The 20517-nt window shown below is 54.3% G+C and carries 12 protein-coding genes and 3 pseudogenes; 12 read left to right on the top strand and 3 right to left on the bottom strand.

Annotated elements, in window-relative coordinates:
• Positions 1 to 749: 749 nt before the first annotated feature.
• The 7 genes and pseudogenes from KBP52_RS28205 (at position 750) to KBP52_RS28175 (ending at position 11443) form a co-directional block, all read left to right on the top strand.
• Positions 750 to 2003, top strand: coding sequence for a reverse transcriptase domain-containing protein (locus KBP52_RS28205; RefSeq protein WP_212621426.1), 1254 nt, complete (start codon positions 750 to 752; stop codon positions 2001 to 2003).
• Between the two features lie 196 nt (positions 2004 to 2199).
• A pseudogene (locus tag KBP52_RS28200) lies at positions 2200 to 2484 on the top strand (TolC family protein); the annotation flags it as partial.
• Between the two features lie 144 nt (positions 2485 to 2628).
• Positions 2629 to 3999, top strand: coding sequence for an alpha/beta hydrolase (locus KBP52_RS28195; RefSeq protein ID WP_212621425.1), 1371 nt, complete (start codon positions 2629 to 2631; stop codon positions 3997 to 3999).
• 8 nt (positions 4000 to 4007) lie between these two features.
• On the top strand, positions 4008 to 5087 hold the full coding sequence (locus KBP52_RS28190) for a serine protease (protein WP_212621424.1): 1080 nt from the start codon (positions 4008 to 4010) through the stop codon (positions 5085 to 5087).
• The gene (locus tag KBP52_RS28185; RefSeq protein WP_212621423.1) at positions 5084 to 6895 is read left to right on the top strand and encodes a serine protease; all 1812 of its coding nucleotides are present in this window, start codon (positions 5084 to 5086) and stop codon (positions 6893 to 6895) included. The genes KBP52_RS28190 and KBP52_RS28185 overlap by 4 nt, the downstream gene beginning before the upstream one ends.
• Entirely contained in the window at positions 6892 to 9996 is a 3105-nt protein-coding gene (locus KBP52_RS28180; protein WP_212621422.1) for an ATP-binding protein, read from the top strand. The genes KBP52_RS28185 and KBP52_RS28180 overlap by 4 nt, the downstream gene beginning before the upstream one ends.
• 139 nt (positions 9997 to 10135) lie before the next feature.
• Positions 10136 to 11443: an HNH endonuclease gene (locus KBP52_RS28175; RefSeq protein ID WP_212621421.1), complete on the top strand. Its 1308-nt coding sequence runs from the start codon at positions 10136 to 10138 to the stop codon at positions 11441 to 11443.
• Between the two features lie 337 nt (positions 11444 to 11780).
• Here the strand turns inward: KBP52_RS28175 and KBP52_RS28170 are convergent.
• Together KBP52_RS28170 and KBP52_RS28165 are read right to left on the bottom strand one after the other, a co-directional pair.
• Positions 11781 to 13123: pseudogene (locus tag KBP52_RS28170) on the bottom strand (IS1182 family transposase).
• A gap of 185 nt (positions 13124 to 13308) precedes the next feature.
• On the bottom strand, positions 13309 to 14010 hold the full coding sequence (locus KBP52_RS28165; RefSeq protein WP_212621420.1) for a hypothetical protein: 702 nt from the start codon (positions 14008 to 14010) through the stop codon (positions 13309 to 13311).
• A gap of 415 nt (positions 14011 to 14425) precedes the next feature.
• On the opposite strand from KBP52_RS28165, the gene KBP52_RS28160 reads away from it, so the two are divergent.
• The 5 genes and pseudogenes from KBP52_RS28160 to KBP52_RS28145 all read left to right on the top strand — a co-directional run bounded on the left by KBP52_RS28160 (position 14426) and on the right by KBP52_RS28145 (position 18996).
• Complete coding sequence (locus tag KBP52_RS28160; protein ID WP_212621419.1) at positions 14426 to 15694, top strand: phospholipase D-like domain-containing protein; 1269 nt, start codon at positions 14426 to 14428, stop codon at positions 15692 to 15694.
• Positions 15695 to 15910: 216 nt separating this feature from the next.
• Positions 15911 to 16261, top strand: a complete 351-nt coding sequence (locus KBP52_RS28155; RefSeq protein WP_212621418.1) for a nucleotide pyrophosphohydrolase — start codon at positions 15911 to 15913, stop codon at positions 16259 to 16261.
• Positions 16262 to 16271: 10 nt separating this feature from the next.
• Positions 16272 to 17468 carry a DUF3883 domain-containing protein gene (locus KBP52_RS28150; RefSeq protein WP_212621417.1) on the top strand — a complete coding sequence of 399 codons (1197 nt, stop codon included), beginning with the start codon at positions 16272 to 16274 and terminating at the stop codon, positions 17466 to 17468.
• Between the two features lie 459 nt (positions 17469 to 17927).
• Positions 17928 to 18290, top strand: a pseudogene (locus KBP52_RS30615) (cupin domain-containing protein).
• A 250-nt stretch (positions 18291 to 18540) separates the two neighbouring features.
• The gene (locus KBP52_RS28145; RefSeq protein ID WP_212621416.1) at positions 18541 to 18996 is read left to right on the top strand and encodes a hypothetical protein; all 456 of its coding nucleotides are present in this window, start codon (positions 18541 to 18543) and stop codon (positions 18994 to 18996) included.
• Between the two features lie 324 nt (positions 18997 to 19320).
• On the opposite strand, the gene KBP52_RS28140 is transcribed toward KBP52_RS28145, so the two are convergent.
• Positions 19321 to 20445 (bottom strand): site-specific integrase, encoded by a 1125-nt coding sequence (locus tag KBP52_RS28140; protein WP_212623172.1) that lies wholly within the window; start codon positions 20443 to 20445, stop codon positions 19321 to 19323.
• Positions 20446 to 20517: the final 72 nt, after the last annotated feature.

Here is a 20517-nt window from a genome sequence, read left to right as displayed (position 1 = left end):
TGGTTTTCCTATAAACGAGCCGTCAAATAGATAGCTTTTGGTCGTATGGGTGATTAACATCGGGTTGCCTCGCCTGCTTGCTGGTGCAGCCGCCTCACAGCACTGAACCAAGTTTGACAGACGCCAGCCATCTCACTTCGGAGGTTGCTGTCCGGGTCGCGACCAAGATCGCCGTTAAGGCTGCGCGGTCTCCCGAAGGTAAAGGGCACCGCTCGACTGCTGCGTCAATAACCGTAACTCTATCTGTACGTTGGGATCACCAGACGGTTAGCAGCTTTATTTTCAGCGCAGTGTTCGATGTTCAGCCGCACAGCGTGCGCTTGACCGCGAAACCCAAAAAGGTACGATTTGCACCTTGGCGGGGCCTTCGGAGGTCAATGTGCGATCGTGCAAAAACGTGCCAACCTGGCGCATGGCGCGAGCTTAACCGCAAGGCCCAAAAAGCTACGATTTATCGTGTTTTGACGGAATCTATGGGGGTAATCATGCGTTTATGCAAAAACGTGCCAGCTTGGCGCTCGCCGCATCACGGAGTTTCGTGACTGCGATCAGCCTCGCCTGCTTGCTGGTGCAGCCGCCTCACAGCACTGAACCAAGTTTGACAGACGCCAGCCATCTCTCTTCGGAGGTTGCTGTCCGGGTCGCGACCAAGATCGCCGTTAAGGCTTCGCGGTCTCCCGAAGGTTGAAGGTCCCCTGTAGCAGTTGGGTGAGAGTTCACTGGTGTCTCCCGACAAACAAGGAGTTTTTGTGGCCTCGTCGCTTTACCGTAGGATCTATAGTGGGGATTCGTTGTATTCGGCTTGGAGGAAGGTCAAAGAAAGTGCCTTTGCCTCATCATCCGAAACTATCCGAAACGAAGCCAAGGATTTCGAGAGCCAACTCCCCCGGTCGCTTTCAGAAATCCAACGCGCGCTATCCAAGAAGACCTTTACCTTCCAGAAGCAGACCGGCGTGGCGAAAACTAAAATCAACGGAAACTCTCGCCCGATTGTGCTTTCACCCATACCCAACCGGATCGTCCAGCGGGCTCTACTTGACGCCTTATCCCGTATCAAGTTTGTGAAGGAAGCGCTGTCTACCCCTACGAGCTACGGAGGCATAAAAAATAAACGGGTCTCGATGGCGATAGCCGATACCAAAGCAGCCATTGCCAAAGGAGCAGCCTTCCATATCCGGTCGGATATCGCTGAGTTCTTCACTAGAATTGACAAGGCCCGCGTGATGAAACTCATGGCCCCTCACATCATATGCCCTGACACGATTGCATTATTCCGAGCAGCGATCACGACAGACCTCGCGAATATTGACGAGCTTCGACGACAGGGCCTGGATGAGATTTTTCCCATCGGGATAGACGGTGTAGCTCAAGGGTCTCCCTTATCCCCACTCATAGCCAATTTGTACCTGCATGACTTTGACAGGGCGATGAACGATGGTGAGGTCACTTGTCTTCGATATATCGATGACTTCCTAATCCTCGGAAAGGACATGGGCTGTGTGGATCGTGCTTTTAGCAAAGCGCAGGCTGAGCTCGAAAAACTCTCGCTTGAAGCATACCGACCGTCAGCAACAAGCGACAAAGCTTCGAGGGGTCTTACAGCTAAAGGATTCGATTTCTTGGGCTGCTTCGTCTCGGCAGGATTGGTCCAGCCATCTACAGCTACGAGGGAGCGATTCAAGAAACGGATCAGATCCGATTTAGACGCATCGATGCGCATGATGAAATTCAGTGTCGAAGCTGGAAATATATCCCCAAAGGGATCCTACTCTGGCGCGCTACAGAATCTCGACCGAGTAATCATGGGTTGGGGAAAAGCTTTTTCCTTTTGCAGCAATGGCCAATGGATAAAGAGCTTGGATGACTACATCACAAGTTCATTGACGCAGTATGAAATAGAGAAAGCGAATCTCTTTCAAAAAACAAATGGTACGGCCCAGCGTAGGATGTTGGGGGTAAGGCTGCTTGCAGCGGTCCACTCGGAGCGCAGAGAGCCCAAGTAACCGCTTTTTGGTCGATTGCTGTCTTCACGAATGGCTGCTAATTGGCTGCAGAATCAACCGATCGATACAACAGAGTGGCCGTCTGCCGCCTATAGCTGACAGCCATAACGGGCTGCAATCAATTAAAAGCTGCTGGTTAGGAATTTAAGATGCTGGCCACAGCCACAGCGAAAAACAGCTAGCCACCCACTAATACATCTGAATAGTCAAATACGAAAAGGCCATTCAAGGCGCGTTCCAGGAAGTCGCCGACGGGCTGGCGGCACGTGCCACCTACCAACGGCAGCTACAGGCACAACGCGACCTGGTGGTATCGAACCGGCGATACTACAACCTGGCCGAACACCTTTACTGTATTGGCGTGGACAGCGGCCTGAAGTTACTCGATGCGCAACGTTCGCTGTTCACCGCGCAGCGGGGCTTGATCAGTGACCTGCTGGCGCAGTTGATAGCGGAGAACCTGTATGCGGCGCTGGGTTGAGGGTGGCAAGAACATAGCACTGATAAGAGCAACGAACCCGCCAGTTCACATGGTCATAAATGGCAATTTGCAATCACTCAGCTATTTAGCTAGCTTCACTTTACCCCGAGCAAGCACTGCTCGAAATCCGACAAGGAGGTTGAAGTGGATATCGTCATTCTGGTTCCTGGCATCATGGGCACTACGCTGCTGACGACCGATTCGCACGGCAACCCAGATGAGGTCTGGCCACCAACGCCCTACGAAGTGGTAACGGGTTACAAACGCCTTCACCTGCTAACCAAGCCAGACCTCACATTTGGTGACCCCATCAACAAGGTTGCCTGCTACAACTTCTACAGCCTGCTGCGCGAGCACCTTGACGACTTGGGGTTCAAACAATCCGCACATGGTAAACGCCGAATTGAGTTCGGTTATGACTGGCGACAAGACAATTTCCATACTGCGCAAAAGCTCGCCGAGCTTCTCGAAAAGCTGCATAGCCAGGAGCCAGGTGCACGAGTTACGCTGGTCGGCCACTCGATGGGCGGCCTGGTCTCACGACTGCTGCTTGAACAAACCCAATACCAACAACAGCCGTGGTTCGCCAGCATAACTCAGCTGATAACTTTGGGTACTCCGCATCTGGGTGCGCCGTTGGCGCTGGCGCGCATCTTCGGACTGGACAGCACGGCTGGGGTCAGTGCCGAAGACGTCAAGCGCCTCGCCAACGACCCGCGATATCCTTCGGCCTACCAATTGCTTCCCGCACCTGGCGAGGCCGCAGTATGGGCTCTTAACAGCGCAGACCTCAGGGCCGTCGACATTTACGAGCAACAGTCGGCCAAGGACTTGGGGCTAGACTTGAGTTTGGTAGCGAATGCGCAGCGGATGCATCAAGTACTCGCCATCGGCAATCGCCCAGAAGGGGTGCGCTACTTCTACTTTGCAGGAAGTGGTCACCAGACCGTCACTCGCATAAATGTCAACCACACTGCCGGGCAGTCAGTGAAACATGCCCAATCAGTGATCACCAAGACCAACGATGCCGGTGACGGCACAGTTCCCCTGTACAGCTCGTTACCGACCATTGGTCAGCGTCAGATAGTAATCAACGAGCATGCCACGGTATTTAAAGGTGAACCGTTCCGTCGTGCCTTCTTCCGCCTGCTTGGCGGGAATGTCGGTCCCGCCATCGAGGCTGCAGGCGCGGAGCCAAGGCTCGCAGGTTCGCTTGACCGCACGGTCTACGAGCAAGGTGAACCGATCGAAGTGACCTTGGAAATCCTTAACCTCAAAGCCGCTGACGGGAAAGGGCGCACTGATCGGATCGAGGGTGAACTTTCACTCGTCGACGCGCGTGGAGGTGCCAAACAGCTATCGCGAGCGCACAGAGTGAACTACTCGGGTCCCCTGCTCGATCGCCTCAGCCTTATCATCGAATCCGACGGCCTCGCGCCTGGCCTGTATGAAGTCAACTTCAAAGGCCAGCCTGCTCTAAGCGAACCGTTGCACTTCGCGATCACCACGGCATGAACATGAGCATGAACGTAGCGAAACAGCTGCGCAGTCGACTGCGCGGTCATGGGAATATGCGCGGTGGCGAAAGTCTTGTGGCGGATGTTCTGACTGTGCACGCGCGTGAACAGGCGCTCGCCTGCCTGGCGGCGCAGGTTGATGAAGGTGATCCTGAGGCAAGAAAACTGCTCGAGAGTGCTCGCTTGGGCCTCGACTATTTACGCACTGAAAGCGGAATTCTCACGCCGGCGATGCGTGTTGGTATTGAGGCCATCATCCTTGCCGACGGCTCGCGACCGGCGTTACTGGTTAGTAACGACAGCATCGACTTTGAGGACCCACTGATCGGCAGTTGGCTCAGTCGTCTGTCAAAGAGCAAGCCTTTGTTAAGGGAAGCGTTGAGCAAGATCGGCCGCATCTCCATGCCACTGGTAAATGGCACCGTCCAGACACTTGGCACGGGTTTTCTTATTGGGAATGGCTTGCTCGCGACCAATCGCCATGTGTTGCAGGAGATGGCCGTCCTTAACGAGACAGGTACATGGCGATTCAAGGACGATCTGATCATCGACTTTGGCGGTGAGTACCAACGCACCCATGCACCAGCGGCGCTGGCCCGCCCGGTGACCGTCGTACGGTGCAGTACCGAGCAGGTTCAACAGTTGGGCGAGCCGCGGCACCTGGACTTCGCCTTGATCGAGATTCAGGCGTTTGCGAACCATCGATTGCCGACTCCGTTGCAAGTCTGCGAGGATCCGGATACACAAGCCTTCAAGTCAGGTGCGCCATTGGTGACCATTGGCTTTCCGGCCAAACCATCGTTTGGCATGGAAGATCCCAAGGTTCTCTACAAAATGTTCAAAGGCGTTTTCGACGTCAAACGCCTCTCCCCCGGGCTAGTGGGCAACTCGCTTGGCCAAGTACCCGGCGACAGCCAACCACCGCGCTGCTTCAGCCATGACGCGTCGACTCTCGGCGGCAACTCCGGCGGCTGCGTGATCGGTCTGGACGATACTTGGCAGGTTATAGGCCTTCATTTCGGCGGCCGGTCTGGCGAGTACAACCTGGCCCATGACATACGCGCGGTACTGGAGATCGATTCATGACTGAGGCGGATCTGCGCCTGGCCAATTTAGTGGTAGATAGTGAGCCGGCGTTTGCCGAGCTTTTCCTTGCTGTGCAGCAAGGTGATGAAACGAAGACATACTATGACACTTTGGTTCAAGCCAATGACGTGCGACAGGAGCGCCTGGCCAAAGGTTTCGCTCACGCCCGAAAAAGCGGCTGGCTGAGCGAGCTCTGCACCAGCTGTGTGAGCGCAAGGCTCGTGACTCGTGACTTCCTCGATGAGGCAGTCAAGCAGACTGCATCGCCCTGGATGGTCAAAGCCCAGGCCTTGATTGAGGCAAATTCACCCTTCCTGAACAGTGCCTTACATGCCAAGGGGTTACTGCATGTCACAGACTATGTATGCCGAATCGAGATCGACGGTCTGCATGCGGGCACTGGCTGGCTTGTGCCCCCCGACCTGGTGGTTACGGCAGGCCATGTGCTTACCTCAGTACGACCGAATGGCCCCTTGGTCGACTTGAGTAAACCGGAGGAAGCTGACCCGCAAAGGGTCATGGTCTGCTTCGACGATAAGTTGGACCTCTTCGGTGGCCGGCGGATACGCCGCAGGCCACGTCAATTTTTGCTGGCCGAACAATGGAAAGTAGCACTCAGCTCACCGCCCATACAGCCCGACGGCATCATTGTGCATGGGTTGAAGGGCCAGGACTACGCGATTATTCGCCTGGCCGAAGCGCCTTTGCCGATGGCACCACCGATTGAGATGAGCGCAGCCCTGCCGTATAGCGAAGATTATCTTCTGGTAGTACAGCATCCCGAAGGGCAAGCGATGTGCCACCAGCAAGGCAAGGTCACAACACTGCACGTAGATCCTGGACTATTCCAGCATTCGGTCAACTCCGAGCCTGGTAGTTCAGGTGCGCCCTGCTTCGACGTCAGTTTCAAGGTAGTCGGAGTGCACACTGGCGAAATGCTTGGCGCGAAGCCCGCCAGCAACGTCGCCACTGCCATCGATCAAGTCGCCGCCGCCATTGCACAGTTACCTGCAACGTTACCGTCGAACTGGCCTTATAGCTTCGATGATGCGGATGGGCTCTCACGCCCGATCGTCGACCGTGAGCAGACTCTAGCTTGGATTAGGGAGGCCTGTACTGGCGACTCCCAGCGTGGATTGGTCATCCGTCCATGCATGCAAATGCCAGCTGGCATGACGTTTACGGCGGACCTGATCAAGTCCTTGCTTCCCGCTCAGCAGCATCGCGTAGTGCGCATGTCTGCGTTGGATATCCATACCCTTGACGCAGAAGCGTTCGCACTGCGGTTGCTGGCTGCAGCGGGTATGAGCGAGCCTCCTCCATTCACCCCTCTGCGGGGTGAAACCACCACTGTGGCCTATTTGCGTAACACGTTGGTTCCTGAGTTGTTGACCAGACTCGACCGAGCGCGCATGGATCGCTACATATGGTTAGTGCTAGATGACCTGAAACGCCCGGACTCCAGCCATGTACCACTGGGGGATGGTAATGCGCTTCGCGAATGCCTTGAACTCCTCTATGAAGCACTTGCCGGATATGGTTGGCTACGCATCGTGTTGCTCGGATATGACGGCGAACTTCCCAGAACCTCTGCTGCGTATTGGAGCGAGCAGGTTTTACCCGAGCTTACGCCCGCAAAATTCTCGCAGTACATGGACAGAACGTTCGGTGGCATACCTGACATCAAATCCCGCACGGCGTTGAGCAAGCGTTACCAAGCGCTGGTTGGTGGCCTCACTGCCAGTTACGATCTGCGCAACATGGCCATGACGTGCGGCTTGTTCCTCGACATCATGAGGTCCCAATGACTGCCTCCGACGACGATGCACTTAACAGGCGACTCGCCGCGCTGGAAGAACGCCTGTCCGTTCAGCGGGCGCCGACGCTCGCAGCTTTCACCCCCTCGTCACGCGAGCTGATCGCCAATGTCGCTTTGACCGGTGTATTTGATCTCGGCCAACTGGCGCGCCAAGCTATTCCTGGCGAACGAGAGGCGCTAGTTGCTCACCTGAGCGATATCTCAGAATTGGTAATCGAAAGCGGGGGGCTGCACCGGCGCCTATTTATCGGCCCCCGACGCCAGACCCTGGAAGCGCTGTTGGCCGACAACGTGTTGACACGCAAGGTGCTGGAGCATTACAAGCCCGAAAAGAATGACCTCGAAGGGCAATTTTCGGCCCAGCTATTGCGTGGTTGGCAGCCTCAATTATCGATGCTGTCAAATACCGAGTTGCAATCACTGGCGATGGTAGCAGGATGGTTTCAGGGATTGACCGGTACAGACCTGCAGATCGAGTTGCCTGACGCACAGCAGGTCCAGTACGAGATAGCTAATCGTACCCGCGAGCAGGAACTGCAGACCTTGTTGGGCGAAGGCCTGATAGGCCGAGAGAAAGAACTGCGTGAACTGCAGTTTTTTGCAATCGATCCTCAGAATGCGCGGCGCATCACTACCATCAGCGGTGAAGGAGGGATCGGAAAATCCAGCTTGCTCGCAGCACTGACCCAGGCGCTCTCAACCCACAACCCGTCTATGCCAATCGTCCATTTCGATTTCGATCGACCCTCGCTCGACCCTGAAGGGCCTGGCCTATCCCTAGAGTTGACGAGGCAGTTGGCCCGCTACTTCCCCACCGCGCAAAATATACTCAGTGAATTAAGAAGCCACTTTAAGCGATCTTTCCGCGAACGCGCTGGCCGCCGATATGGTATGGGCTCGACCCGGGAACATACGTTGTCTTCAAACATGGAGAGCAGCTCATCAGCTAAGTCGATTATCCATCAATTGAAGCTGCACGAACGCCCGATGCTCATGATACTCGATACCTTCGAAATGCTCACCGGCCGTGGTGATGAGTCAGTGCGGGCGCTTGTCGAATGGCTCGACATAGCCTGGGACGACTTCGACATGCGGGGCATGCGTGTGCTGGTCGCCGGGCGCGCAGCAGAGAACGTGACGCGGCCCTTGGTTGGCTGGGCCACAGAACAACTCAACCTGTCACCGTTGGCGTTGCATCATGCTTGCGCGCTGTTGACACGCGAAGGCTTGGACCCTACCAAAGCAGTGAGTGTGGCCAAAGTCCTGGACGGTAACCCCCTGGTGCTGCGACTAGTGGGCCGTTATCTCACAGCCCATCCCGAGCAAATCGAGGGCTTCGTGAAAGAGGCTGCCGGGCTCGACAAAGCGCTTGGCCCAGGCATTCTTTACTCTCGGATTCTCAATCGCATAGGAGTCGGCGAGAACGATCCACTACGCAAGTTAGCGTATCCGGGACTGATACTCCGGGTTGTTACGCCGGGGCTGTTGCAAGACGTACTGGCGCCAAATGTACTGCGTACAGAGCTAGAGCATGATGAGGTGGAGAACCTGTTCAAACGCCTCAGGCAACAGGCCTGGTTGGTGGATGAGCAATCGGAACGGCTGGTGCGTCATCGAAAAGATCTGCGCAAAGTTACGCTAGAACTACTGCGCAAGGATCCACTGCTGGGACCTCTAGCGCAGATGCTACATCGCGAAGCCATCGAATACCTTCTCGAGGACTGCGATCCAGACCTGTCTACTGAACAGGCTAATCAGGAAATCGTCTACCATCGCTTGATGACGTTACAGAGCCCCAACCAACTGGACCAGCAGGAGCAACCTCTGGTCAAGCAGGCCATGGCCGGCGATTTTTCCGAACTGACATCCTACGCTGCGGCGCTGGCGCGCGCTTATTGCCAGATGCCACCACTGCTGGAAGATCTCGCTGTGCTGCCAGGCGAACTAGGCCGGGTGGCAACCGCAGAACGCGCCTGGGCGCTAATCGATGCTGACCGCCCTGAAGAAGCACTGGCGTTGCCAACACCGGGCTTCGCGCCGGTATGGTGGCTCACGGCGCAGCATGACCTCGTCAGGTGGAATGCCCCTGCTGAGACCAAAAAGCTTGCCCAGTTCGACAAGGCCTTCCGGGGTATACCGTCTAGCAGCCGCGAGCACCATCAACTTGCCTTCGCTGTCAGTTCATTCCTCAAGTTGTGGCGCCAGGAATTCCTCAGCATCCCAAAACCATCGGAAATACTACGCATGCTTGAGCAACGACGTGGCTTGCGCACTGCAGGTTGGCTCAGGGCAATGGTCGCCTGGGGCATTGGCGCGTTGCAGCAAGGCGAGAGCATGGATCAGGAATGGGCAGTGATGTACTCATTCTTGACTCATACGCCGGATGACTCTCCGCCCGCTGCCTATGAGAAGGCTCGTCTCTGGATACTATTGTGGGCTGCGGGCCACACCAGCAGGGACGACGCTTTCGTGGTACACGGCGATGCTTTGTCATTGGACAATCATTCGCTATCCAAGCTGGAGAGGTTGTGCAATGTAGTGCCGGGTAGCTACGAACTGCGCTCTTGTCTGCGCGAGATCCGCTCGCAAGATATCGAACTGGAACAGGTCGCTTTTTACACACGCCAACTGGCCGACGCCATCACCCAATGCCAGGCCAACCGATTAGGATTCTTCATGATCGCGGGGTTCAGTCCCAACGATCTGCTATCTGGCCTGATGGGGGAGTTACGCACGCCAACCCGACAACTGATCAGTACCGCCCTTGCCGACCCCCATCAGCGTCAGGCCGCCCATGACTACTTCAACAAGCTAATTGCCGAGGTACTGGACAAGCCCGCGAGACTGAAAATCGATCTGTGGTTCACCAAACGCCGGAAAGGCAGCAGCGTTCGAGTTCTGATCCCTTTCGTCGAGTGGCTCGGGCGTATGCACTTGGCCAGCGAGGTTTGCTCCATGTTCGAACACATCTGCACAGGGGCGTCTTCAAGGCAGTTTCATCAACTAGCGCAGGCCTGGCAACAGGTCGAGATGCTCGAGGGCTCGCCCTCCCCGTCGAAGCCTGAAAGGTTTCAGGGGCCAAGCTTCTGATAAGTCGTAGTGTGGCCTGAGAGGCTTTGTAGCCAATATGTAAATTGCGAAACCATTCAGATGTTTCGGCGCTCATCGCCCACCTGCTCTGTAGCCCCGACCAGTGGGCATATCTACTATTTTTACGTATTAACTGAATATGAAATTAAAGCCACTGCAGATCAATGTGCTTCTTGAATGCTTAGGGTTTACCGTCGTTAGCGATAACGATAAAAAACACATCTGGAGGTATGAAAACGGTGAGCTTCTGTTCGTGAATATGAAGAACAGCTCAGGGAAATCTGCCCTAGTAATTGACCCTGGCTGGATGGAGCGAGTCTCGGAGCTCCGAAATATTCGCGGGGTAATTCCCGGGGACGAGTACGTTCACCATAGCAATATGAACGTATTTCCAAAGCATTTGAATGGAGGGGACGAACCGATTCACTATGGCTTACCTGTCACGTTAGAAGATGAAAATTCGCTGCTTGGGCTTTTGGGCGTTCTGTACCCATCGCTTGGTACTAAGGGGACTGGCTTGGTGACGCCTTCATTTGCGAGCAAAACTCCGCTAAAGAAAAGTCAAATTAGCCATTCGCAGTTGTTGGCTTGGTTTGAACAGTACACTGGGCAAGTGCTTACCTGGGAGCAGCTCCAGCAAGCTCCCAGTACCGTTGCAATCACGGCCAAGGGCATCTACAAACCAAAGGAACTCGTTTACGCGCTATCGATTAGCCAACGGCTGGATAGTTCCTATGACGATGAAAAGCCGGTTTATCAACAGAACGGAAGCTGGCACTACTCCTACGCTCAAGAGAAGGCCAAACGAGGTGATTCCGCGAAGCTTTTTACAAATCAGGGGCTGAAAAAGTGCATGGATGATGGAGTGCCTGTAGCAGTTCTGGTGCAGCTCTCACAGAAACCTCAGGTCACGACATACCGGGTGCTAGGACTGGCCAAGGTAATTTCGTGGGAGGATGGCTTTTTCAGCCTTGAGAGCACTACGTTGGCGGTAGATGGCTCAGCAAGCCCAACTGCCGAAAACTCGTCCACCTATTCACCGAAAGGAGTTGAAGATAATCGCGAACGCACTCTTAGGGAGATCACCAAACGTCAGGGGCAGGGAGCGTTTCGAAGTGGATTGCTGACCGCTTATGAGGGACGCTGCGCCATTACTGGCTCCGCGGTTAAGCAGGTGTTGGAAGCCGCGCATATCACCCCCTTTTTAGGGCCAGAAACCAATCATATTAGTAATGGGATTTTACTACGCAGCGATCTACACACTCTATGGGATAGAGGTTTGATCTATCTTTGCGACGATCTCAAGTTGCAGCTCAAACCAAGTCTGGAAACCTCTGAGTATTTCGGACTCGCGGGCGAGAAAGTTAGGGCTAGAACGAGCGGTGCTCCAGGGCTGTCTATGGATGCAATCCGAGCGCATCGAGAATGGTGTTGCAAGACCGATTGAGCCCAGTGGTGGATCTTATCGAGGTTCCGTTGATACTGATTTGGCTTCTGTGATTATTCGAGGAGTGCAAGTCAGCTATCGTCTGTGGCTGAGTGATCACCGCTGTGGAGTGACGTTTTTCTGGGTCGGGTAGTATTGCCGCTACGGAGACCGGCATTGTCTCAAGCGTCCGCTATTGGTCCAGAATGTGCAAAAACGCGCTGATGCACTGTTGGCGCGCAACTCTGACGGTTGTTAGCTGAGTAATTGCTCACGACAAGTCCTGCGGATCATCACAAGGGCCTAAGAGCCCCTAGCGCCACTTCTACCTTGGTTGGTGAGCAAAATACAGACCTCTTCAGGCCGACAGCGCCTTCATTAAACCGCTGGTACCGAGAATTTTCATGACTCGTTTCAAGTTGTAGGCGAGTACGCTCAAGCTCATCTCCGCACTTACTCCGTTCAGCTTTCCTGTCGGGAAATGCGTGGCGCCCATCCATTGTTTGAGCGTCCAGAAGGGATGCTCAAACATACGCTTTCGGACTCGCATCATCTCCGGTACTTTGCTCAGCCGGGCCTGCATTTTCTCCAGCACAGCTTCATGTTCCCAGCGTCGAATTCGTCGTTCCGTGCTCGGGGCACACTGCGATTTCAACGCGCAGCCCCGGCATTTCGAACTCCAGTAACGATGCAATCTCAGGCCTTTTTCAACGTAGGAATAGTGCCAGATCAGCGCCTCTCCAGCCGGGCAAATATATTCGTTGTTTGCCGCTTCATAGATGAAGGCATCGTTACTGAAACACCCGTCAGCTTTGGCTCCAGAGGTCATCGGCTTGGGCACATAGGCGGTGATGTCGGCATCGTGACAAGCCAGGATTTGTTCGCTCTTGAAATAACCTCGGTCCGCCACTACCGACAACGTATCTGACGCCGTCGCCTTACGGGCCTGCTTAGCCATCGAGCTGAGTTGATCACGGTCGGAACCGACGTTGGTCACCTCATGCGCAACGATCAAATGGTGCTGCGTATCGACCACTGTCTGCACGTTGTAGCCAACGATTTCCGTGCCGCGCCTCATCATGGAGCGGCTGTCTGGATCGGTCAGTGAGACCTGCTTATCCGGCGATTCATTGAGCTGGATTTCGATAGCCAAGCTGTTGGTTCTTGCCGATCAGCAGCATCGAGTGCCGTCAGGTAACGGTTGATGCTCGATTCAATTTCTTCCATTCGCCGCTTCAGTTTGGCGCCGGTGAAATTGCAGTCGAGGTTGTTGACTGCTTTGAATTTTCTGCCATCGATGGCGACCAGATGTTCTCCGAACAGTCCCAACTGCTGATACAGCACAACGAACTGGCGGCAGACGCTTCTGATGGCTTTGCTGTTGTCTTTTCGGAAGTTGGCGATGGTCTTAAAATCCGGCGTCAGATGCCCGGTCAACCACATCAGCTCGACGTTGCGCTGGGCTTCTCGCTCCAAACATCGGCTCGACTGGATGCGGTTGAGATAACCGTAGATGTAGATCTTCAGCAAGATCACGGGGTGGTAAGCAGGCCGGCCAGCATCGGCCGGAATGCCCCCTTCAAAACCCAGATTGACCAGGCCGACTACGCGGACCGAATTGGTATCGCTGACGTAGTCATCGAGGCTCTCGGGAAGTAAGGTGCCTTGGCCTCGATGTACACCTTGGATAAAGCGCTTCATGGGCGATGCCGGCGATGAAATCCTCAGAATCATAGCAAGTGTTCGCGAAGGCGTTTTTACATACTCTGGGCCGAATGCAGCCGTTCAAGGATGGCGCCTATCTGCCAGAAGCGGGCCCGAATCGAACTTATCGTGGAGGAGCATGGAATCCGGATAAGCGGCCGACTTTATAGCGCGATGCAGGCTTAGGACGGCATCATTAAAATGTGCGTAGCGCCGATTCGCTCCAGATAATCCTCCCCGACCAGCTGCGGGTGATACTGCATATCGGCCGTCATATCATCCGGATGCATGAAGCACATACGGCCAATAACGCTCGGTATTTGGTTCACCACGCCGTACGTGGTGCCGAATGTCATATCAATCACCTCGTAGCTTGGCAGCGTGAGCCACGCATGCAGGTTTAGCGCTGGGGAAGGCACTCCTTTTTTCAACATCATCTTGAGCTCCCGGTGATTGCTATGAAAAACATTGTAGCCGTTGTATTCGACGTACCCTAAGGTGAAGGTAAGCGGTATCCCCAGTGCCTCTTCCAATGGGGCTTTCAGCATTAAAGTTACAGCGAAGCACTGCTGCGAAACTTCTTCAGCGCGGTAATGGCATAGATGCGCTCCCACCACTTGCTGGAAAACCTGGAGGTTGTGCTCGCTGGTAAACCGCTCTTGGGTACGACTGAAGCCCGAGGACGCCAGTCCCCAAACTTTGCTTCGCTTTAAGGCTTGGTCAAATCGCTCTTCGTAATTGCGGGCTTGTTGGCCGACAAACTGCCTAATCCATGAAAACAATGGAGATCCCTTGTACAGATGGAAAGCCGGAAGCTTCGGGCCAGATGGGTAGGAAATCAAGGGATACGCGTTGTGCGTTTTGCCAAGCCACCAACTCCGCATGATTTAGTTCCTATTGGCGACCTAGAAGTCCGCCACCAAGATCATAGGCAGTCGACCATCGGCAGCTATCGCCCCATCCTGATCAATCAAACTTTTATCCCGTAACTGCAGTCTGCATCTGTGGCGTGTGGCGGAGCCGTGGCTCGGGTGGAAATGCACGTTATGGCCGATAGGCGACTGTCGTAAATGGTACAGTTGTTAATAGCAGTGGAGCCTGCAATAGCCTTACAGAACTACGTTGAGGCGTGGAGGTGTCTTCGAAATCTCGAGCGATTCAAATCGCCACCCCCTGTTCAAATGAAAGTTGGTGTAGCTTGGCAATGCACTTTTCTCAGTGCAACGAACAAAGGTCGCCCGTTGGTCTCCAGCAAAACTGGTGCCAGCCTGTAGGCCTCCAAATGGAATGGAAGCCTGCATGAGCAACTCGAGCATCTACACTAATAGCCCTGGCCAAGATCAGGTGCTGCGGCCATACACACGATTGATGGCTAATGCGTCGCACATCCGTTTGGCAGCACCCTACTTCACTCGTGCTCACGAAATTGTCGAAGCAGTGCGTCGGGGCGCCAGCGTTCAGTTATTGGTGGGCCTTAACGCTTCCACACAACCCGACGCGCTGAGTCAGGTACTGAATGCCGGGAACTGCGCAGTCCGCTATTTCACAGACGATTTCCACGCAAAGGTTTATCTGTTCGACGGCGTGGTCATGCTCGGGTCTTCGAACCTGACCGGGGGTGGTCTGATCAATAACCGCGAAGCAGTAATTCTCCTAGACCAACCGGGTGATGAAGAGCGGGTCCAGGACGTTGAGGAGTTCTTCACTCAGATCTGGGATAGCGCCGAGGTGCTGACACAACAGGTTTATCAGCAGTTCAAAGCTGCCTGGAATCAGTCCAGCTGTATGGCAAACCGCGACGAACCATTCAATAAGCTGGAAGCGGTGGTTCCACCCACCGTTACGGTGGGCAGCGCTCAAAAAACAAGCCAGCAGCTCTACCTAGGCGAGTTGCAAAAAACGATCTACGAGGAGTACATGCCCGCGTTTGAGGAAATCTCGGCGATCTTGGTGGAACAGCATTACCGCCGGCCTGAATTCATAGGCGTACCGGTGGAAGTCGAAACCAACCGTTTCCTCAACTGGGTTCGCCTGGAGCACGCCATAGGTGACGAGTCATGGCAAAGCGCAACTCTTCGAATGCAAGATGATCGGAAGGTCCTAATCAAGGACCTGGGAGCTGAATGGACGGCCACCAGCACTCCCCGCATACCCGATAACTACCTTCAACTTATCGATAGCCTCCAGCGAGGCCTCGGATCCCCAGAAGCGATTCGCGCTTGCAGTCGCAAGGATTTGGTTGAGGCCTTAATGTGCGTACACGCATTCCTTGAGCAGCTCCGGTTTACCAAAGGAGGGGCCGACGCACTCCCAGCGAAGTTTTGGCAGAAAAATGACAACAACTTGCAGCGCGTTCAAAATACATTGATCCATTTGATTCATGGCAGTGACGACTTCGCAGCTCGAATTTGCTCTGTTATCTACGATCCCAAGTACAGAATCAGAGTGTTTGGTCGTTTCTGCGCCCTAGAACTGGTGGGTACGCTCCACCCTCATGAGGTACCTCCCATTAATGGCCGAATGGCCAAAGCACTCCGCTTCCTCGGATTCGACGTTAGGGCCACTTAAAAGCTAACTCCCTCCCAAAGCCATGAGGAGTCACTAAATTGATGCTGACGAAATGCTATCGATTTTTGCCACCGGAGCATTTGGGCGCCGCAGTGAAGCAGAGCCACTGGCACGAAAAGTCCCGCCTTCACTGATGTCTGCAGCGTTTATTTCTAGTTTGGAGGCAGCGCTTCTGAGACGATATAGACCTAATGCTATAAGTTATCGGGGCAGTCAATGAACATCGAGCAGGTTCAACAGAGATTGCGTGTCTTTGCGCAAGAGCGAAATTGGGAGCAATTCCACACACCAAAAAATCTTGCTTCAGCTTTAGCTGTAGAAGCATCGGAGCTACTCGAAATCTTCCAGTGGTTGACCGAATCCCAAGCCGTTGCCATCAAGGGCGATGTAGGACGTATGCGCAAGGTTGAAGAAGAAATGGCCGACGTCACCTTGTATTTGCTGCGTCTGGCGGATGTTCTTTCTGTTGATCTGCAGCAGGCAGTAGATCGGAAGTTGCGTAGCAATGCGGAAAAATATCCGATTGAAAAAGCTCGCGGGAACGCCAAGAAATACAATGAGTTGTGAGTAATTAGATATGGATGTCATTTCGCACGTTGTAGGTGCTGTTTCAAGAGGCGAGGCTGTAAAGGCCAACGGCCCCATTGAACATTGGCTAACCACTCTGGCCACGGGGTTTTGGGGGTTTGACGATAGCAAAGAGACCCTGTGGTCCGAACTTCAAAAAGGGGATGTTTTAATTTTTCAAGCAGGCCCTCCAAACTGGTACTTTGTCGATAAATACAAGCCGAAGCCAGAGGTTAGTGGTTTTATTGGCGCTGGAATTGTTGAGCGAATTTCTAAAAAGATTGAGCCGCGTTGGCTTTCGGAGGTAATCGAGAGCCGGGTTCATGGAAGCGTCACACCGAAGCTCTGGCCCAACCTCGTTCACTTTTCCGATGTGGTGTGGTTTGGAAACGTCAACAGTATCCCTGCGCCTGCAGTGCAGGAACTCATTGAAAGCTGTAAGTCCGAAACCTTGGACTTGAGTATCAATATTGAGCGCTTAGCGCAAAATAAACTGTCCTTCAAGGCTATGACGAAAGCAGGTTTTACCTGTGCCCCAATGGGAACTGGCGGACGTCTTATCAAGAACTCTGAAATCCTTGCCCGACTATTCCTGTCTCAGACCTCGGCTGCAACACATCGAGTGTATTCGGGCGGAGTAGCCGCGATAGCCGCTGATCCCCATATGCCAGAAGTGTCCCATTACAAGTGCCTAGGTAATGTGGCACCCACCACGCGTCTAGGCCCCTCGACCAAGCCTCCTTCACGAAGAAGAAGTGTGAAAAAGAGGGACTATCTCCAAGAAGCGGTCGACAATCAGAAGCTGGGCTTACTGGGGGAACTCATCGTTATGAGGAGGGAACGACAACGAGTACTGCTTGAGTTGGGAGAGGAGCATGTGTCCAGTGTTATCCACGTCTCGCGCCAAGAAGGAGATGGTGCTGGCTACGACATTCGCACGTTGAGGCTGGGGCACGCGGGAATCACCGAGCACTATCTTGAGGTGAAAACTACAACTGGCGATGCCAATACCGCCTTCTTCATCTCGGAAAATGAGCTGACATGTGCTGCTACCCAGCTGGATCGCTATGAGGTCGTGCGGCTGCATTCCTTGGATCAAATCAAGGGTGAGTATCTGGAATATCGGCTTACAGCGCGTGAGCTGCTGGGGAAAGATATGACCCCAGTGAGCTATCGGGTGAACGTAAATCTCAAGGTAGATCAATGAAGCACCTAATTTTTTAGGCGCATCCTAGCGGCTGCTTTTGGCCGAAAGTAGGAGCTCAGCTTGGTTGAAAAAGATATAGCAGGACCTGTCCAGGCATGCTCCCAGAGCCACGTCCAGTACTGAGGCCCAACTGGTCACCGCTAGGTTTGCAAAGACCGCACGACACGAGTCAACGCAGGTTTTGGTGGTGGGACTGAATGGCGCCAGTGGCTATCTTTTCGAGCAAGTTCTCACCGACGCGTTGAACACACGCTGGGATGTTAGAGGGAGTTCAATTGACAAATCACCAACGCTATCACTCGAAAATACTGGATGCGCTAGCAACGGAAATCAACAACGCCCAAGTCGGCGTACATCAGCCTACGTTCAGATCTCTTTTTGACATGCAACCCTACACCGAAGATTCAAAACTTGGCTAAGTCCCACTTCGCAGTTAAGTGCTGGAAAACCGCGAGAGACATGCGTGCCAACCATGCAGGTGCCCAGCCTTCGCGTATGTGAGCAGCGGAAACTTCACGGAAATCGTGCGGTTCGACGGCTTATCCAAGGCCCAGCCCCCAGCCCCCAGCCAACGCCGGCGGCAAGGTGACGTTCGAGCTCGTGCACGCACGGCCTGGCATGCCCAACCGCTGGGGCAAACGCTGATCGTTACCGCCGGCGTCGGCTATGTACAGGAACAGATGCCCTGCGTCAGAAATCCGCCCAGGAATTACTGCCTAGATCCCGAGGCGTTCGCCATTGACCTGCTGCTACCGCGACCATCAGCGTGACCCACATCGCTATCGCCGAAACCGAGAGCGGCAAATCCGTCACGCGGAGTAGGTTTCAGACTCGGAATATGCATTCGGTGTAGCAATGCTATTAATGACATACATTAAGCCGATGTCGAACACCTTGCTAGGAAGGCTTAGGCGATTCCGTTGATCGCCGGCGCCATTACCGTGAGCGACCTGCCCTAGCATAAAACGTCCCTAAACAGTGTGTGGTTGTCGCTCTGACGATCAGCGAAACTCTTGTGCAGTCGTACGCGAATGTCGGCTTCTTGCGCTGCCTCAATGTGTTGAATGAGCTTATGAACCAGGTGCAGTCGCGCAAGCAGCGTGGCATCGCCGATATGCAGGGACACGAGACGATTCGTGCCATTCCAACCGACAGTGCCTTGCTGACAGCCGGCGCGACGAATCAGATGCGCATCTCGGGCGAGCCGGTACAGAGGCCGGTGATCAATCAACTACTGCAAGCCCATCTGTTCGGCGACATCTTCGAACGCGACAACCTCGACTGGCAGAGCCTGGAGTTGACGAACGTCGGTGCGCTGGCAACTAAGCTGGGCGCTGAAGCGCAGTTGTGCTCACATCTACGCGCGGGCCTGCGGCCCCGGCTCAGTCCAGCACAGTTGCAACAAGTGATCGAGTGTTGGACGAGCACGCGCGCAGCGTTTCAGTGCAGTCCTTACGCAGGCGCACGCAGCGCCCGGAGGTTGATAATGAATATTGCAAAAAGCATGTTGGGCATCGCCCTGCTCTGAACACTGACGGCCTTCGGCATATAGGGCAGCCCAGACAGCAAGGGCCCTTTGCCGATTCAGCAACAAGGTAGTTTCGCCGCTGGCGGGACAATAAAAGTCGCGCTCGGTACGTTCGATCGGCGCAAGCGGCTGGCACCGCACAGTGTCGACACGCCGAAAATGGTATCGAAGACATCCACGGCATGAACGATTTCGTCACGTAATATGCAGGCGTCGGTTACAAGCGTCTAGGCTCGCTAGACACCTGTGGCGGCGGTTGATACCGCCATTGGCTCACCTCTTCCTCAGCACGAATCAGGAGCTGCATGTTTCGCGGTTGCCACTTCACTTCAACGTTTTGGCGCCCAGTTTTACGGGCGCCTGCAGGATGCGCTCGAACCAATCCCAAGTTGCATAAACATCCCCTCGCCCGCGCAAGTGGGTATAGCGGCGCATCGAGTTCCAATCTCGATGTCCCGACACACTTGCTACACGTGGAATGTCCCAATCCATTTCAAAAAGACGACTGACGCCTTCGTGGCGCAGATCGTGAAAGTGCAGATCTTCAATACCCAAGATTTTGCAGGCCCTTGTCCAGGACGTCGAAACTGATTCAGCGCTGTAAGGAAATATCTCGGGCAACATTTTAGGCATTGTCTGAAGTATCGCCCATGCTTCTGGCGGCAAATGACACCAGACGTCGTTACCAATCTTTTGCCCTGGATTCTTCATGTCACGAACCAGCACCCGCTGGCCAGCTTCATCTAAGTCATCCCACCGGATCCGGGTAATCTCTTCTTGTCTACGCGTGGAAAACAGGGCAAAGCCAGTCAGCTTGAGCATGTTGATTGAAGTCGGGCGGCGGCTTTGGATACTTCGAAAATGTTCCAGTAATTTGTCCAGTTCACCGAGGGTGGGCCGACGATCGCGCTCGCGGCTTTTCATGTTGTAGCCCAGCTTTTTCAAAACTCGGCGCGCATCTGCCATCGCATGAGGATCCACCTCATAACCCCAAGCAGGCCGAGCAATCGAGAGAACAGCGCCCAAGTGTGCGAGATCGTTACCGGCCGTCTGAGGCTGTACGTCCCCACCTTCCTTACCCATGCGCCATAACGCATATTCGACCAGTTGCTGGCTGTTAATATCTTTGTCGGTCAGCTTTCCCAGGTAAGACTCGCTGATCGCTTTCAATGTAGCGAGCTTCGTTTTCCCGAGCGGCCGCACCTTGTTCATCTCAGCCAGGTAGCGATCAATCATTTCTTTTACTGTCGCACCGGGGCGATTTGCCCGCTCGATCGCGCCAGGCTCGTCCAGTTCGGTTTCCCTTTTACGGACCCAGGCCTGCGCCGCCTGTTTTCGGGCGAAGGTCTGACTCTCTTGGTAAACTTGCGCCCCATCGCGAAACAGGCGTATCTGTGCCGTGTAACTGGTGCTGCCGTCGGTGCGTTTCCGTGCTCTGATCGTGGCCATAGTCAACTGGTACAATTTGAAAAGTGGTTGGTACATTGTACCAACCAACCTCAGAAAATGCCTATTTACCCC

Source organism: Pseudomonas sp. SCA2728.1_7 (genome assembly GCF_018138145.1).
Lineage (GTDB): Bacteria > Pseudomonadota > Gammaproteobacteria > Pseudomonadales > Pseudomonadaceae > Aquipseudomonas > Aquipseudomonas koreensis_A.
The sequence above is the reverse complement of the archived record's forward strand: the minus strand, read 5'-3'. Positions and strand labels throughout refer to the sequence as shown.